Source organism: Roseobacter sp. S87 (assembly GCF_055693285.1).
On sequence record NZ_JBVFTR010000004.1, the window covers coordinates 571264 to 585773 of the forward strand.

Annotated in this window: 15 protein-coding genes and 1 pseudogene; 11 read left to right on the forward strand and 5 right to left on the reverse strand. The window is 59.7% G+C overall.

Annotated features, from left to right (window positions below; translation table 11 throughout):
- Positions 1–192 precede the first annotated feature (192 nt).
- Positions 193–822: a GNAT family N-acetyltransferase gene (locus tag ACZ1HA_RS03655; RefSeq protein ID WP_472712909.1), complete on the forward strand. Its 630-nt coding sequence runs from the start codon at positions 193–195 to the stop codon at positions 820–822.
- Positions 806–2599 (forward strand): adenylate/guanylate cyclase domain-containing protein, encoded by a 1794-nt coding sequence (locus tag ACZ1HA_RS03660; RefSeq protein ID WP_472712910.1) that lies wholly within the window; start codon positions 806–808, stop codon positions 2597–2599. The genes ACZ1HA_RS03655 and ACZ1HA_RS03660 overlap by 17 nt, the downstream gene beginning before the upstream one ends.
- A gap of 5 nt (positions 2600–2604) precedes the next feature.
- On the opposite strand, the gene ACZ1HA_RS03665 is transcribed toward ACZ1HA_RS03660, so the two are convergent.
- The 5 genes from ACZ1HA_RS03665 to ACZ1HA_RS03685 all read right to left on the reverse strand — a co-directional run bounded on the left by ACZ1HA_RS03665 (position 2605) and on the right by ACZ1HA_RS03685 (position 7335).
- The gene (locus ACZ1HA_RS03665) at positions 2605–3180 is read right to left on the reverse strand and encodes a pentapeptide repeat-containing protein (RefSeq protein WP_436397506.1); all 576 of its coding nucleotides are present in this window, start codon (positions 3178–3180) and stop codon (positions 2605–2607) included.
- Between the two features lie 74 nt (positions 3181–3254).
- Complete coding sequence (locus ACZ1HA_RS03670; protein ID WP_472712911.1) at positions 3255–4529, reverse strand: gluzincin family metallopeptidase; 1275 nt, start codon at positions 4527–4529, stop codon at positions 3255–3257.
- 207 nt (positions 4530–4736) lie between these two features.
- Positions 4737–5342 carry a TfuA-like protein gene (locus ACZ1HA_RS03675; RefSeq protein WP_472712912.1) on the reverse strand — a complete coding sequence of 202 codons (606 nt, stop codon included), beginning with the start codon at positions 5340–5342 and terminating at the stop codon, positions 4737–4739.
- Positions 5339–6562, reverse strand: a complete 1224-nt coding sequence (locus ACZ1HA_RS03680; protein ID WP_472712913.1) for a YcaO-like family protein — start codon at positions 6560–6562, stop codon at positions 5339–5341. The genes ACZ1HA_RS03675 and ACZ1HA_RS03680 overlap by 4 nt, the downstream gene beginning before the upstream one ends.
- A 344-nt stretch (positions 6563–6906) precedes the next feature.
- Entirely contained in the window at positions 6907–7335 is a 429-nt protein-coding gene (locus tag ACZ1HA_RS03685; RefSeq protein WP_472712914.1) for an Rrf2 family transcriptional regulator, read from the reverse strand.
- A 104-nt stretch (positions 7336–7439) separates the two neighbouring features.
- Here ACZ1HA_RS03685 and ACZ1HA_RS03690 point away from each other — a divergent pair, with 104 nt between their 5' ends.
- The 9 genes and pseudogenes from ACZ1HA_RS03690 (at position 7440) to ACZ1HA_RS03730 (ending at position 14210) form a co-directional block, all read left to right on the forward strand.
- Positions 7440–8654 carry a GTP-binding protein gene (locus ACZ1HA_RS03690; RefSeq protein ID WP_472712915.1) on the forward strand — a complete coding sequence of 405 codons (1215 nt, stop codon included), beginning with the start codon at positions 7440–7442 and terminating at the stop codon, positions 8652–8654.
- Positions 8651–9286 carry a DUF1826 domain-containing protein gene (locus tag ACZ1HA_RS03695; protein ID WP_472712916.1) on the forward strand — a complete coding sequence of 212 codons (636 nt, stop codon included), beginning with the start codon at positions 8651–8653 and terminating at the stop codon, positions 9284–9286. Before ACZ1HA_RS03690 ends, ACZ1HA_RS03695 begins: the two co-directional genes overlap by 4 nt.
- A complete protein-coding gene (locus ACZ1HA_RS03700; RefSeq protein WP_472712917.1) occupies positions 9283–9555 on the forward strand; it encodes a DUF6525 family protein in 273 nt (90 codons plus the stop codon). The genes ACZ1HA_RS03695 and ACZ1HA_RS03700 overlap by 4 nt, the downstream gene beginning before the upstream one ends.
- A gap of 212 nt (positions 9556–9767) precedes the next feature.
- Positions 9768–9983: pseudogene (locus tag ACZ1HA_RS03705) on the forward strand (ABC transporter substrate-binding protein); the annotation flags it as partial.
- Positions 9984–10123: 140 nt separating this feature from the next.
- Positions 10124–11089 carry an ABC transporter substrate-binding protein gene (locus ACZ1HA_RS03710; RefSeq protein WP_472712918.1) on the forward strand — a complete coding sequence of 322 codons (966 nt, stop codon included), beginning with the start codon at positions 10124–10126 and terminating at the stop codon, positions 11087–11089.
- Entirely contained in the window at positions 11086–11769 is a 684-nt protein-coding gene (locus tag ACZ1HA_RS03715) for an ATP-binding cassette domain-containing protein (RefSeq protein ID WP_375228308.1), read from the forward strand. The genes ACZ1HA_RS03710 and ACZ1HA_RS03715 overlap by 4 nt, the downstream gene beginning before the upstream one ends.
- Positions 11763–12488 carry an ABC transporter ATP-binding protein gene (locus tag ACZ1HA_RS03720; protein ID WP_472712919.1) on the forward strand — a complete coding sequence of 242 codons (726 nt, stop codon included), beginning with the start codon at positions 11763–11765 and terminating at the stop codon, positions 12486–12488. The genes ACZ1HA_RS03715 and ACZ1HA_RS03720 overlap by 7 nt, the downstream gene beginning before the upstream one ends.
- Positions 12485–13423 (forward strand): ABC transporter permease, encoded by a 939-nt coding sequence (locus tag ACZ1HA_RS03725; RefSeq protein WP_472712920.1) that lies wholly within the window; start codon positions 12485–12487, stop codon positions 13421–13423. The genes ACZ1HA_RS03720 and ACZ1HA_RS03725 overlap by 4 nt, the downstream gene beginning before the upstream one ends.
- Positions 13416–14210 (forward strand): ABC transporter permease, encoded by a 795-nt coding sequence (locus tag ACZ1HA_RS03730; RefSeq protein ID WP_472712921.1) that lies wholly within the window; start codon positions 13416–13418, stop codon positions 14208–14210. The genes ACZ1HA_RS03725 and ACZ1HA_RS03730 overlap by 8 nt, the downstream gene beginning before the upstream one ends.
- The last annotated feature ends 300 nt before the right edge of the window (positions 14211–14510 follow it).

Below are 14510 nucleotides of genomic sequence, written 5' to 3' on the forward strand. Positions count from 1 at the left end.
CGCCGGGCCTGTTCATACACGCCATGCGGGATGACAATGCTTCACAAAGCACCCAAAATCGGCCATTGATACGTACGGTGCCGGAAAGCGTTGTTAACCACGGGTTCATAGATTTACGGGCGCAGGCCGCCCTGAAGATCCGAGCGCAGTGTGGTCCTGAAGGCGGAAACCGGGCTCGTGGGATGTTACAGAATGACAGAACAGAACGCTGAACTGATAACCTGGCGGCCGATGGGCCTCGATGACATCACGCGGATTGCGGGCTGGTTCTGGAATTTCGATGACGCGGCATTGTTTGATCGTGCGCTGCCCGTGCCGGTGAGCGTGGACGGGATGCGCGAAAGCTGGCGCCGGTCGCTGGAGCAGACGTCCCCGCCGGCAGGTTACTGGTTCCTCGCAGAGGCACAGGACGGCACGCCGCTTGGCATCTGCGGACTGGAACAAATCAGCTATATTCAGGGCGACGGCGTGCTGCCGTTCTTTGTGGTGGATCATTTCCGCAACCGGGGGCTGGCCACCGCGATGTCGATTGCCATGCTGGATCTGGCGTTCAACAGGCTGCGTCTGCACCGCCTGACGACCTATTACCGCGCGGATAACGCACCGTCGGCCAAAGCGCTGGCGCGGCTGGGTTTCACCGTGGAGGGCACATGCCGTGAAGGGTGGTTTTCGGATGGGAAACGCCAGGATATTGTCGTCGCCGGGATTCTTGCGTCCGATTGGCAGGCGGAACGGGAACGCGTTATTGACTCTGTCAGGGCGACCTGCAACCTGACGTTCACACCTACATGCTGGAAAGCGGAACGTGGCGAACAGCTCTGAAATGACAACCGGACCGAGAGATAACCTGCGGCGCAGGCTTGTCGCGATCGTGTTCGCGGATGTTGCAAATTTCAGCTCAATGATGAGTGCGGACGAAGTCGGCACCACCCTGTCGGTTGCCAGCCGTCTTGAAAAGTTCCGCGAACGGATCGCGGCATATGCCGGTGAATTCAAGGGTTCAGCCGGTGACAGCGCCTTTATGGTTTTTGAGAGCGCCGTAGCCGCCGTCACTTTTGCTGTTGAGATGCAGAAGGAGCTGGCAGAGGAAAACGAAGGGCTCGAGGAAAACGAACAGATCTGGTTCCGTTTCGGGATCAACCTCGGTGAGGTGCTGGTCAGCGGGGACGAAGTGACCGGCGAGAGCATCAATATCGCGGCCCGGATCGAGGCGTTTGCGGCACCTGGTCAGGTGTGTATCTCCGGCGCGGCCTACGACCACGTCTGCAATAAGCTCAAGTACGGCTACGAATACCTCGGCGGTCAGGATTTCAAGAATATCGGCCGGACCATCGACGTCTTTCAGGTCCATGAAAATCCGACGTCCGCTGCGATGACGCCGGGCTTGCGCCGCAACCTCGAAAACTCGGCTGAGTTCAAGGAACGGCCGATTGCCAGTCAGTCCATTGTGGTTCTGCCGTTCGGGTTCCAGGGCAGTGATCAGGACGACCGCTGGTTTGCCGACGGTCTGACCGAGGACGTGACGACCAACCTTTCGCGGTTCCAGGAGTTTTTTGTGATCGCCCGCGGGTCGGCCAATATGTACGCCGACCGGGTTAAAGGGCCAGCTCAGGCCGCGCGGGAACTGGGCGTGCGCTATGCCGTCGATGGGTCGGTCCGCAAGGCCGGGTCACGGATCCGCATTACGCTGCAGCTGCTTGACGCGCTCCAGGACCGGACGATCTGGGGAGAGCAGTACAACCGCAACGTCGAGGATATTTTTGATCTGCAGGACGAGATCACGCAGATTATTGTGTCAGCGACGGCGGCCCGGATTGAGGCGACGGAACGGGAACGCATGCGGCCTCTGCCGCCGGCTAACCTGATGGCTTATGGGTTTGTGCTCAAAGGCCACCGGCACGTGCTCAAATACACGCAGCCGGAAGTCCGTCAGGCGCGGACGTTCTATGAAAGCGCGATTGGCAGTGATGCGCGTTATGCGCGGGCTTATGCGGCGAAGTCGCGGACGTTCAACCTCGACTGGCGCTATGACTGGGCGGAAAAGCCTGACATTGCGCTGGATGATGCCCTGAATTTTGCGCGTGAAGCGATTGATCTGGACGAGTCCGACGCGCGGGGTTTTGGTGAACTGGGCTTTGCACATCTTTATCGCAAAGAGCATGACCCGGCGATCAATGCTTATGACCGTGCGCTGAAGCTGAACCCAAACGACGCCGACCTGATGTCGGATATGGCTGATGCTCTCGCCCATATGGGCCGGTCCGAAGAGGCAATTGACCTCCTGCACAAAGCGATGCGCCTTAACCCGTTCTATCCGGACCAGTACATCTGGCACCTGGGCGGAGCGTACTTCAATCTCAAACGGTATGAAGAAGCGATCGAGGCCATCCAGAAAATGCAGAACCCGACTGAAGGACGCCGCATTCTCGCGGCAAGCTACGGTCATCTGGGGCGCCTTGATGAGGCACGTGCCCAGGCCGCTCTCGTAAGAGAGGCCCACCCCAACTTCTCAGTTGAAAGATGGGCCGCTGTACAGCCGGACAAATTCGAAGACGACGTGCAGCATTTCCTCGAGGGTATGAAGCGCGCCGGTCTTTAATACCTTCAGTCGGAGGCGTCGCCGCGCGCACCACTGATCCGCGCACCGGAGACACGCGCACCCGAAACACGCGCACCTGATACCCGTGCCCCTGAAACGCGTGCGCCTGAAACGCGTGCGCCTGAAACCCGTGCGCCGGAAATCCCCGTCAGATCCTCTCCGCCAAGTTCAAGCATCAGGTCTTCGAATTTGCCTTCATCAACGTCCAGCCGCACGGTTTTATCCGAGCGCTGTACAACCCATGCAGACAGGCTGTCGTAGAATGCTTTGTTCTTCGTGCTGGGCCCCGGCACCGGGACGGTGCTGGGATCATAAGATTTCTCAGCATCCACCATGAACAGAACCGGCGTGGCCATTTCCACGAAAACGCCATCATAGGTGGCGCCGTAAATGCGCGCAGGCTGGTTCAGGTCGACGTCTTCTGAGCGTTTACCATCGTGCGTTTTCACAACGGCGAGGTCGTCCACAAGCCGGCCGAACAATACAATGGACGCAGCACTCCCAAGGGACTCGCCGCTCAGTTTTTCAGGAAAAGGTTTGTTGTCCTTTGCCGTTTTGGCGGTAACAGTTTTCTGCGTCATGCGATCAATAGTCCTTCTGCGGAGACGGGTATCCCGAAAATTTCTTTGCCAAATGGTTAACGTACTTTTTTTGTTCAGTCCATCGGAAGCATTGTTCTGACGGAATTCGCATGGCTGTCCTTGCCCAGGGGCTCAAGTTGCGGACCAACCTCGATAAACCCGATGTCGCGCAGGCGGAAATTGCCACGGATGATGCTGGCAAAACGCCCGTTCGTGTGATCTTCGTCCACGGCAAGAAAAACATCCCCCACGTCGACAAAGTTCAGATCCTGCCGGCTGATGCGTTCCCAGGTGTCGGCAAGATAGGTACCAAGAATGTCACGCGCGTCAATCAGGGCCAGTTTGAACTGCTCGGGGTGATCCGCGTAGGCCGCATCAAACATCTCCTGCATCACAGGTGCGTAGTCCGCCGTCGCGAGCAGCTTGTCTGAGAGATCCTCCATCTCGGGTGTGATGGCACCATAGTCCAGAAGCATTTCATGAAAAATGTCGACGAGAATATCGAAGAATGCGCCCGTCAGCGGCTGTGAAAGGTGATGTTCCTTGACCCATCCATCGGCAAACTCAGACAGTCTGCGGTCATTTGCAGCAATCCGGATCTGTTTGTTGTCCGACAGTTCAGCAATCCGGTTGACCGCGTTCAGCATGTAAAGATTGCCGCGTGTGTTCTCCAGCAGCAGATCGACCAGAGAGTTGAAATGCAGCGAGGAGATCAGCGCCACAAGATCAGCGGCACTTTCGTGAAACCCGAAATATTCACCGGTGACATTCTCCGGATCAGGCACGCCCACTTCGGAATAGATTATGGCGTGTCCGACTTCGTGGGCGATGACATCGAAGTTGAGGCTGAACGGTTTATACGTGCCGGTGGACCGGTCGCCCCCCATTTCGAGAAACCCGTAACCGGAGTAGGCATTTTCCAGCGTGGGCTGGATCGTCAGTTCAAGACGGTCGTATGTTTTTTCACTGTGAAACGGGATGCGACGACCAAAGTAGTCTTCCCAGATGTCGAGCACAAAACGCACGGTGCCGAACAGATGCGCGGTTTCGAACTGGGGCGTGCCGGGTTCGAGGTAGTCGAAATGGCCGTTTTCATCGGGCTGGGCGGGGGCCTCAATGTCGCCGCGCCAGGGCGGTGCCAGCACATCCTGGCCGTTGGGGGCAATGCCGTATGGTTCCGGTTTGCCAACGGGAAAAATCGTATACATCCGGTCGTCGGACGGGCCTTCCATGACTGACCCCGCAGGGGACGACACCATCACGACCTCCGGTTCCGCGTAACTGTCGAGAAATCCCGGCTGTGGAAACAGGCGGAACCGCGTTCCTTCTGTCTGATCACTGCCCCACATGAACAATCCCCTGTCCCAACCAATCCTGCGGCAGTCTACCCACCGAGGAAGCTCTTGTCTTTAAACAAATTATAGCCTGTGCCTGACGCCGGCGCACGGCGTGCGGCCCAGGTCTGCGTCGCCTGCACCCAGAGGTCGGTTTCTTCAAAATGAAAGTTCTGCGGAGGTCTGGCGATTGCATCGCTGGTCATTGCATCAAGCAGCGCGTTAGCATCGGCACGTTTCTGGTCCACTTCGTTGCTCTGGATGTAATCGCGCAGGGCGCTGACTTCCGCGGTTGAGACTTCGGACCCGGCAGCTTGCAGAACCGTCTCCCAGTGTGCGTTGCTTGTAGTGCTGGCGTTTCGCGGCGGAGACGATCTGCGTGGCAAGGTCATCGCCAAGAACCCCGTCGTTCACGGCGGCCCGCAGGGTGGCACGCAGGTTGACCATCGCAAGGCTGAGAAGGGGGTATCCCAGCTCGGCGGGACCGTGCAGCAATGCGACCTCGTCATCGTCTGTGTATTCGAGGTCCCGGTAGGCTTCATAAATGCGGCCGATGCCCTGCATCCCAAAGCTTTGAAGTTCAGCCGCGCGCAGTGCTCCCATGCTGGAGGCGCCCAGGACGGGAATGCCGCGGCTGAGCGCCCACAGGATTTCCTTGTGCCAGACGGATGGCACGCCCTCGAAATAGCCATCAATCACGCCGATGGCGCGTGGTTCGTCGAGCGTTGCCAGATAGAGATCGCCCTGCCGGACCGGGGGCAGAAAGGTCACGCCGGGCCGGGCGTCCCGTTCCGAAGGTGCCAGCGAAGGGCCTGCAAACACAATCATGCCTGGGCCGCCGCAGCCCGGGCGCGCGGGCCGGGTACATACGCCGCGTCATCATGCGGCGCTTCGAGCCCGGGGATGATCACCCGCACGACCGGAATTCCATGTGCGGCCTGGGTCAGGTCTGTCACCGCGATCTCGTGAATACCCGCAGTCTGCAGTCGGTCTTTCAGCCAGTCCAGCATCTCCTCAAGTGTCCCGGCCCTGATGCCTGCTTTTGCGTCAAAGACACGCGCCGGTGCGTCCTGCGTTGACAGCGCGCTGAACGCAGCAATCCGGTCGTTGAGGGTTTCGTCGTGGTACTCTCCTTCGAACAGGTCTTCGCGTGCGCCGGAGATGTAGTTCAGACGGGTCTGCGCCGCTTCATTCAGCGCACGGTGCATGGCAACAACCGGATCGGGGTGGCTTCCCGACCCGAGACCCGGGTGACTGCCTTCGGCGGATCCGTCCAGAACCACGCACATGAAAGACGGGATCTGAATGTCTGATGAGATGTTCCAGATGCGCAGATCGAACCCCGCAGCCTGAAACCGCTGAACCGACGCCTGCAGACCGGGATCCGAAATACTGCCGGGGTCGACCTGTGAAGCAGCCTGAGACGCCTGTGGCAGGTGATGCCAGACCGCCAGCGCGTCGCGTTCCACCACCTCACAGATCGCGTGACAGATGGCCTCAAGTCTGTGGTTCCCGGAGGCCAGGCCATTTGTCGAGGCGGCGAAAAACCCGGCATCCTGCGCGACAGGATGTGTGTAATCAGCATGCACCATTTCATAGGGTACGAGGCGGTTGTCTCCGCTGAAGAGTTCCTCCGCGGCGATCCAGTGAAACCGGACGGTGCGCGGGAGGGAGCCGCCAGGCACCGGTGGCAACCGGCTAAGGTCAATCAGATCTTCGCCCGCGTTTTCCAGATCCTCAACGCTTGCAAAACGGACCGGGAAGGTAATGCGTTCCGCGTGCCAGATTTCGATGGCTTCCATCAGTGCGGACGCGCGTGCGTGATCAGCCGTCGTGCCCTTGCCCTGGGAAATCGCGATGGACCGCGCGTTGGGCCGCACCGCCAGCATGACCGGCAGGCCGATCCGGTCGAGACCTGTGATATCAGCAAGGCGCGTGATGCCAAAATCGCCCATGCGGGGCAGGATGCGCGCCAGCGTGTCCGCCGCCGTGCAGACCCGCGTCATGTCGCATACTTTGGTTGTCAGCTGATCAGATGTATCCGACATTGCCCCGCAGTCCCTGCTGTTGCCCCATAAAGAGGCCAAACCGGGCAGGGATGACAAGCCCGGAAAACGCCTTCCGTTGGTCCGGCTGGAGTTTTTGGATCTCTGCAGCCCCTGGCGGACCTGCCGTTTGCTGTCAATTGCCGCGCAGTTCCTGACTGGATACGGCATTTCCGGCGAGGCATTCGCTGGCGGGTTATGAAAGGGGTGTGCATTCAGAAGACAGCCCATGATCTGATCGGTTCCTGAGCGGCAAGGAGGCACTGGCAGCGACTGAATAATAGCCGCTGTGCCAGCAGAGCAGGGTCGTCCGGACGTTCGGCGCCTTGGTTTGACACAACCGGCGTTCAGTTCGCGCAATAACTGCAGCAGCGGGGGTGTACGTCTGTGATTGTTGTCTCGGCAAGGCGACGCACAAGGCTCTTTTCAACATCATCAAGAACACTGGAAACGCGGGCCTGAAGGTCTGTTTCAACACTGCATCCTGAAGGCTCTGCATCGCTGCTGCCTCCCGAAACAAGCCTTTCGTCCAGCGCCAGGTAAACATCCGCGAGGGTTATGGTCTCCGCGGGCTTCGCCAGTTGCCAACCACCGGCATGACCTTTCTCAGATGACAGCAAACCTGCTTCGCGCAGCTTTCCAAGCACACGGCGCACGACCACAGGGTTGGTGCCCGCGTGATCGGCGATGTCCGCCGACGTGCGCACCCGGTCAGGTTCACCCGCCATATGGCTGAGCGTGTGCAGGGCAAGAGACAGTCGGCTGTTTCGCTTCATGAGCAATTTTCTCCGGTTCTGGTTAATACGTAACAATAGCAGTTGCATTCGTCTAGTAACTGCGTAAGTTGCGTGACTGTTCCCAAACCAGCCGGAGGCCAGACATGCCCGATACCAGACTGCCCGTCACCGTCCTGTCCGGATTTCTGGGCGCAGGCAAAACCACATTGCTGAACTGCGTCCTCAACAATCGTGAGGGGCGGCGCGTTGCCGTCATTGTCAATGATATGTCCGAGGTGAATATCGACGCGGATCTGGTGCGCGCGGATACCGAGCTGAGCCGCACTGATGAAACGCTTGTGGAAATGTCGAACGGTTGCATCTGCTGCACCCTGCGCGACGATCTGCTGGATGAGGTGCGCAGACTGGCGGCGGAAAAGCGCTTTGACTATCTGCTGATCGAAAGCACCGGAATATCCGAACCACTGCCGGTCGCGGCTACGTTCGATTTCCGGGACGAAGCCGGCGAAAGCCTGTCCGATGTCGCGCGTCTGGATACAATGGTGACGGTGGTGGATGCAGTGAACCTGCTCAAAGACTTCTCCAGTCATGATTTTCTGAGCGACCGGGGCGAAGTCATGGGCGAAGAGGACGAACGCACGCTGGTGCATCTGCTCACGGACCAGATGGAATTTGCCGATGTGGTCATCCTCAACAAGGTAGCGGACGCGACCGACGGGCAGGTGGATGCCGCCCGCAAAATCATCCGCAGCCTGAACGCTGATGCTGAGATCATTGAAACAAATCATTCGCAGGTTGCAGCGCAAAAGATACTCGACACCGGACTTTTTGATTTTGATAAGGCGCACGAACACCCGATGTGGGCGAAAGAGCTGTACGGGTTTGCTGATCACGTGCCTGAGACCGAAGAATACGGTGTGACATCATATGTGTATCGTGCGCGTCAGCCCTTTGTTCCGGAAAAAATCCTGGCGGTTCTGAATGGCGAAATGCCAGGCGTGATCCGTGCCAAGGGACATTTCTGGATCGCGACGCGGCCTGAGTGGGTTGCGGAGTTTTCACTGGCCGGGGCGCTTTCCAGCGTCAAGCCGATCGGGACCTGGTGGGCGTCTGTGCCGGAGGAGCGCTGGCCGGATCATGCCTCTGCCCGTGAATATATGAAGCAACACTGGGTTGAGCCGTGGGGCGACAGGCGGCAGGAACTGGTATTTATCGGGTCCGGGATTGACTGGACCGCGCTGAAAGCGAAGCTTGAGGCCTGCCTTGTACCTGTCGTTCAGGCTGCGGGTCCGGATGCTCTGCCGCTGGACATGCCCGACCCGTTCCCGGGATGGCGTCGCGTCGAAGAGACAGCATGAACATTGCAGTTCCTGCCGTGACGGCCCCACCGGCGGGCGTCATCGTTGTCCGGTCTGAAAAAGACCTGGAGCGCTTTCGCGATGCGGCCTCTGCTGCAGTTGTCTGGGACAGGAGCTTCCCGCCGGACGTGTCATCAATGCTCGCAGATCTCCGGCCGGATATGATGCCAGACGGGCGCGTCGTTCTGCAGGTCAAAGCCGTCGCCGATGCTGTCCGCTGCCTTTGTGACGATGCCGGAATGCCCGCAGGAAGGCTGCGTGACTGGCTGGCGGGTGACATTGCGGCGCTGGCTCATTGTTTTTCTGGTCTGATGCGGGCGGATTACGTGCGGCTCAGGCTTCAGGCCGTGAGCACCAATGCCTGCCGCAGGTTCCATGTCGATGCCATCACCGGCCGTCTGGTGTGCACCTATCGTGGGACCGGCACACAGTATGCAAAAAGCCGCGCAGGCGGAGAACCTGAGCATATCTGTACCGTGCCAACCGGTGCACCCGTTCTGCTGCGTGGCTCGCTCTGGCCACCAAAGCCTGCGGCCGGCATCCTGCACCGGTCGCCGCCGATTGAGGGGACAGGAGAGACCCGGCTCGTCCTGGTTCTGGATCCGGTTTTCGACACGGAAGATCACGAATGAACCGCAACCTTGGACAGAGCAGTCTGCGGCGGAAAAGGCGTGCTGCCGATCCCATGGCAGCGTTCGACGGTCTGCCGCAGCCTCTGAGGCGCTGGGTGGCGCAGGCTGCCCTGCCATGGTCGCCTGCCTCTGTTCGCCGCGTCTGGTCGAAATCCCGGGCGCGGGGGCTCTCGGAGGATGAAGCGCTCCTGTCCCTCACAAAGGCCGAGGCCCGGACCCTGGCCAGTGACCGGCACTCCACCGATTTCAAACTCAACTCTATGACCTGAAGGAAATGCTCATGTCGTTCTTTTCCCGGCTGACCTGCGCTGCGGCGTTGGCTGTCAGCACAGCCCTCCCGGCGACCGCCCAGGAAGGAAGTCTTACAGTCTCCGTTGGCTTTGGCCCCACTGCCGAAGTCCCTGATCCCCGCGCTGGCTACAATGGCTGGATGTCGAACCAGACCGGCGTGACCGAAACGCTGATGGGGATCGACTATGACATGAACCTTTATCCGCGCCTTGCAAAAGGCATTGAGCAATCTTCGCCGACAACATGGCGTGTGACCCTGCGCGATGGGCTGTTGTTCCATGACGGGTCACCGGTGACGGCACAGGCTGTTGTCGATGCAATTGCTCCGGTCTCTGACGAGGAACACCCGGGCCACAATGCCCGCATCTCGAACCTGCTCGACCTCGCGGGCATGTCTGCGGATGGCGACAGGGTGGTCGTTTTTGAGACCAACAGCCCGAATGCTGCTTTCCCCGGACGCTTTCCGAACCGGGCCTTGCGATCCTTGGGACACCCTCTGATGCTTTCCCGATCAATGCGACCGGGCCTTTCATCTTCAAAGAAGCTGTGCCGGAGCAGCTTTATCGCGCCGAAGCCAACAAGAAATACCGCCTTGGCGTACCGGGTCTGGAAGAGGTGCGCGTGGTTGTATCCAACAATCCGGCCACAGCAGCGCTGGCTTTTGAGGCGGGTGAGGTGGATCTGGTAATCAATTATCCCGAAACAGACTTTGAACGCATCACGGAAACAGGCGCACAGGGTTTTGCGGCTCCGACGGCGCGGCTCTATTTCTACACTGTGAACGCGGCGAGCGGTCCCATGGCTGATCCCCTGATCCGGCAGGCGGTTTCCTATGCCATCGACCGCGAGGGCATCGTACAGGCGGCTTTGTCCGGTGTGGGAGGTCAGGCAGCCGGCACGGTGTATCCGAAGGGTACAGGCTGGGCCGCTGATATCCCCGTCGCTTACGATCCGGCGCGCGCAGAAGAACTTCTGGCGGAGGCTGGTGCCGTCAAAGAGGGCGGTACCTGGATGCTGAACGGTGAAGCGCTTGAGATCGACATTGTGACCTATTCGTCCCGGGCGGCACTGCCGCCGACGGCTGAGCTGACGCAAGCCTTCCTTGCCGCCATCGGAGTGCAGGCCAACATCACAGTCGGCGAATGGGGTGCCAGCAATGATGCGATTGCTGCGGGCGAGGCGGATCTTTTCCTTCAGGCCTGGGTGACCACGCCGCAGGGCGATCCCGGCGCGGTGCTGGAAACGCTGCTTAAATCTGATGGCGGCTCAAATTCGGGCGGGTTTGCGAATGCCCGGCTGGACGCCTTGCTGGATCAGGGGCGCCTGACGTTTGAGCATGAAAAGCGCAAGGCGATTTATGACGAGGTTCAGCAGATCATCGCGTCCGACGCTGCCATGATCCCTGTCTTTCATGTGAGCCAGACCAATGTTGGCGTCCCCGGTCTTACCGGCTATCAGGTGCATCCAACGGAGACCTACTGGATCACGCATGAGACGAAACTGGCTGAATGACACTGAAAGCAAACGGCCTGAGCGCAGTGCGCTCGGGCCGGACCATCCTGCACCCGATATCGCTGGAGATTCCATTGCGGAGCCGCATCGGTCTCGTGGGTTCTTCGGGTTCCGGGAAATCGACCCTGGGCCATGCGCTGATTGATGATCTGCGCGCCCAGGGGCACAGCGTGTCGCATGTGCCGCAAAGCCCTGACGAAGCCCTTGATCCGCTGAGATCAATGGCCTTTCACTGGCGCGAAGCCGAGGTGGCACTGGGGATCAGACCCGGGACTGCGGATCAGGCCGGGTTGTTTGAGGCCCTCAGGATAGATGGCGGGGATCTGAGCAAACGTCCCTGGGGCTGGAGCCGGGGCATGCAGCAGCGTTTCGTCATCGCCATGGCGCTGATCGGAAGCCCTGAACTGCTTGTTCTGGACGAACCGACCTCCGCGCTTGATCCTGTAGTCGCCGCGGCGACGATGGAATTGCTGAGCACTTATCTGGATGGCAAAGACACGGCGATGATCCTGATCACCCATGACCTTGGCCTTGCGGCGCGCCGGGTGGATACACTGATGCTGCTGGATGCCGGGCATCTGGTGGAGCAGGGGCGTACAGAAGACATTCTCGAACGGCCCCGGACTGCGGCGGCCGTGGCGCTTTCCGCGCACCGTAACTGGATGGCTCTGCCATGCTGACGGTAAGCAATCTCACGGTACATCGCGGATCGCGCGCAACATTGCATGATGTTTCGCTGTCTTTGCCCGCTGGCAAAACACTTGCTGTTGTCGGCGAAAGCGGTGCGGGGAAATCCACCCTGATCGCGGCAATTCTCGGCCTGCTGACCCCTTCGACCGGGCAGATCACCTGGAATGACGCGCCTTTCCGCAGGCTCAGACCAGCACTGATCATGCAGGAACCGCGCGCCGCTTTCAATCCGGTCCTCAGCCTGCACCGGTCCGTCATGGAGCCCGTTGTGGCGCAGCGGATCACGCTGCCCACAGGTCGGCTGAAGCGCCTTTGCGAAGGTCTTGAACTGTCGCTGGAATTGCTGAGCCGTCGTCCCGATCAGGTCTCTGTGGGGCAGGCGCAACGGGCGGGAATTCTGCGGGCGCTCCTTGCCTCTCCGCCGCTGATCCTGTTTGACGAGCCGCTTTCGGCACTCGACGCTGTGACCCAGAAACACACTGCCCGTCTGATCTCGGATCTGCAGGCCGAAGAAGGATTTGCCGCACTTATTGTCACCCATGACCTCGGTTATGCCGTTGCCCATGGCGACCGGATTGCGGTTCTGAAAGACGGGCGCATAGAGGAAGTCGCGGATGCAGATACCTTTGCCCTGAACCCGCAGTCAGAATACTGCCGCACCCTGCGCGATGCAGCAATTGCGCTTGGAGCGCTTGAGGCGGCAGCATGATCAGATGCATTGCCGGGCTGTTTCTGCGCGCGGTTGTGGTGCTGTCCGGCTCGGCGTTCCTCACGTTTGCGTTGCTGTGGAATGCGCCGGGCGATCCGGCACAGGCCATAGCGATGGCCCGTTTTGATGCACTGCTGACCGAAGAGGTGATTGATCAGGTTCGCAAAGAGGTGGGCCTGAACAGGTCTTTCTGGCAGGCTTTTCTCGCGTGGCTCGGGCCCCTGATGCAGCTGGACTTCGGCTATTCGGCTGTGACGGGCCGCCCCGTCCTGCCGGACCTCAGGGCAGCGATGAGCTACACCTTTCCACTGGCCTTTGCCGCGCTTGCTATCGGGCTGATGGTGTCCGTGCCGCTGGCTGTCATCGCGACAAAGCGCCCGGGCGGGCTTCTGGACCGGTTTGCAGTCGGCATCGCGTCGCTGGGCAATGCCATCCCGGCTTATTGGCTCGGCCTGATCCTGATCCTGATCTTCGCTGTCAAGCTGGCGTGGCTCCCGGCGCTTGGCGCCAGCACGCCCGCACATGCGGTCCTGCCGGCAATGACGCTGGGTCTGGGCGTTGCCGCCTCTCTCACACGGATCATCCGGTCTGGCATCCTCGAGGCGCGGGGCCAGCCGTTTCTGCCGGCTTTCAGGCGGCGCGGTGTCGCTGAAAAACGGCTGGGCAAAGACCATATCGCCCCGCATGCCGCGATCCCTGTTATCACTGTTTTTGGCCTCGAACTCGCTTTTCTTCTGGAGGGCCTGGTATTGGTCGAGGTGATTTTCGGCAGGCCAGGCCTTGGGACGTTTCTGGTACAGGCTATTCTCGCGCGCGACTTCTCCCACGTGCAGGCCGTTGTCGTGCTCACGGCATTGGTTTTTGTGACGATCAACCTTTTGATCGATCTGATCTACCGAGTCATTGATCCCCGAATAGGTAAGAAAAATGCGTAGCGTTGCAGTGTTGGTAAGTGTGTTCATCCTGATTTCGGTCTTCGGGCCCCTGATCGCACCGTATGATCCGACGGATATCAATATCCCCGAGCGTTTATCTCCGCCGACCTCTGATTTCCTGCTGGGAACAGATGCCCTGGGTCGGGATATTCTGTCCCGTCTTCTGCATGGTGCGCAATGGTCGCTCGGCCTTGCATTCCTGATCTCGGTTATCAGTCTGGTGATCGGAACAGCCATCGGGCTTTTCGCGGCTCTTGGTGGAAGAGCTGCGGACTGGATCATGATGCGGACAACGGATACCTTTCTGGCCTTCCCTGAACTGGTGGCTGCCATCGTTATCGCCGGTCTGATGGGGGCTGACACCTGGAGCCTGATCTTTGCACTGAGCGTCACGGGCTGGATGCGGTATGCGCGCGTCGCAAGGGGCATCGGTCTGTCGGTGCAAAGCCGCGGCTACGTCGTGCAGGCAAGGTTGGCCGGAATGCCGGGCTGGTCTGTTGCCCGCTGGCACTATCTGCCGTCTCTCATCCCATCGCTGACCGTTGTCTGGACGGGCACTTTTGCCCGGGCAATTCTGGGCATTTCGGCGCTTGGTTTTCTGGGTTTTGGTGTGCAGCCGCCAAACCCGGAATGGGGGTCGATGCTGCTGGATGCGCGTGTGCATTTGCGCTCCACACCGCTGCAGATGATCTGGCCTGGTCTTGCCGTTGTCATCTGCGTCCTCGCGATCAATCTGGCAGGAGACGCGCTGCGTGATGCTCTGGCTGAAACGGACCGTCACGCCTGAGCCGTCCTGGCACCGCACAATCAGATCCGGTGAGTGTGAAGGACGACCGTCAGCCAGCGGCGATCACCGGCGAATTGGGAATGGAACGCTGCCGTCGGGAAAGCTTCCCGGCGTATTGAAACACTCCGGGAACACGCCCGCAGCACTGGCGTCGCACGTATCGGGAGATGGCGCCCGGAAACCGATGAAATTCTGCTGATAGTGGAGGCGAGTACCGGAATCGAACCGGTGTACACGGATTTGCAAGAGTTGGAATAACTCTGAAAAATCAGAGTTTTATGTTTAGACGAGGGGGCATTA

What these genes read in the sequence shown, in the direction of transcription:
- ACZ1HA_RS03665 (WP_436397506.1), bottom strand. Translation starts at nt 3,180, where the DNA reads ATGACGCAGAAAACTGTTACCGCCAAAACGGCAAAGGACAACAAACCT.
- ACZ1HA_RS03695 (WP_472712916.1), top strand. Translation starts at nt 8,651, where the DNA reads ATGAACATTGCAGTTCCTGCCGTGACGGCCCCACCGGCGGGCGTCATC.
- ACZ1HA_RS03725 (WP_472712920.1), top strand. Translation starts at nt 12,485, where the DNA reads ATGATCAGATGCATTGCCGGGCTGTTTCTGCGCGCGGTTGTGGTGCTG.
- ACZ1HA_RS03655 (WP_472712909.1), top strand. Translation starts at nt 193, where the DNA reads ATGACAGAACAGAACGCTGAACTGATAACCTGGCGGCCGATGGGCCTC.
- ACZ1HA_RS03685 (WP_472712914.1), bottom strand. Translation starts at nt 7,335, where the DNA reads ATGAAGCGAAACAGCCGACTGTCTCTTGCCCTGCACACGCTCAGCCAT.
- ACZ1HA_RS03720 (WP_472712919.1), top strand. Translation starts at nt 11,763, where the DNA reads ATGCTGACGGTAAGCAATCTCACGGTACATCGCGGATCGCGCGCAACA.
- ACZ1HA_RS03680 (WP_472712913.1), bottom strand. Translation starts at nt 6,562, where the DNA reads ATGTCGGATACATCTGATCAGCTGACAACCAAAGTATGCGACATGACG.
- ACZ1HA_RS03675 (WP_472712912.1), bottom strand. Translation starts at nt 5,342, where the DNA reads ATGATTGTGTTTGCAGGCCCTTCGCTGGCACCTTCGGAACGGGACGCC.
- ACZ1HA_RS03715 (WP_375228308.1), top strand. Translation starts at nt 11,086, where the DNA reads ATGACACTGAAAGCAAACGGCCTGAGCGCAGTGCGCTCGGGCCGGACC.
- ACZ1HA_RS03700 (WP_472712917.1), top strand. Translation starts at nt 9,283, where the DNA reads ATGAACCGCAACCTTGGACAGAGCAGTCTGCGGCGGAAAAGGCGTGCT.
- ACZ1HA_RS03670 (WP_472712911.1), bottom strand. Translation starts at nt 4,529, where the DNA reads ATGTGGGGCAGTGATCAGACAGAAGGAACGCGGTTCCGCCTGTTTCCA.
- ACZ1HA_RS03690 (WP_472712915.1), top strand. Translation starts at nt 7,440, where the DNA reads ATGCCCGATACCAGACTGCCCGTCACCGTCCTGTCCGGATTTCTGGGC.
- ACZ1HA_RS03730 (WP_472712921.1), top strand. Translation starts at nt 13,416, where the DNA reads ATGCGTAGCGTTGCAGTGTTGGTAAGTGTGTTCATCCTGATTTCGGTC.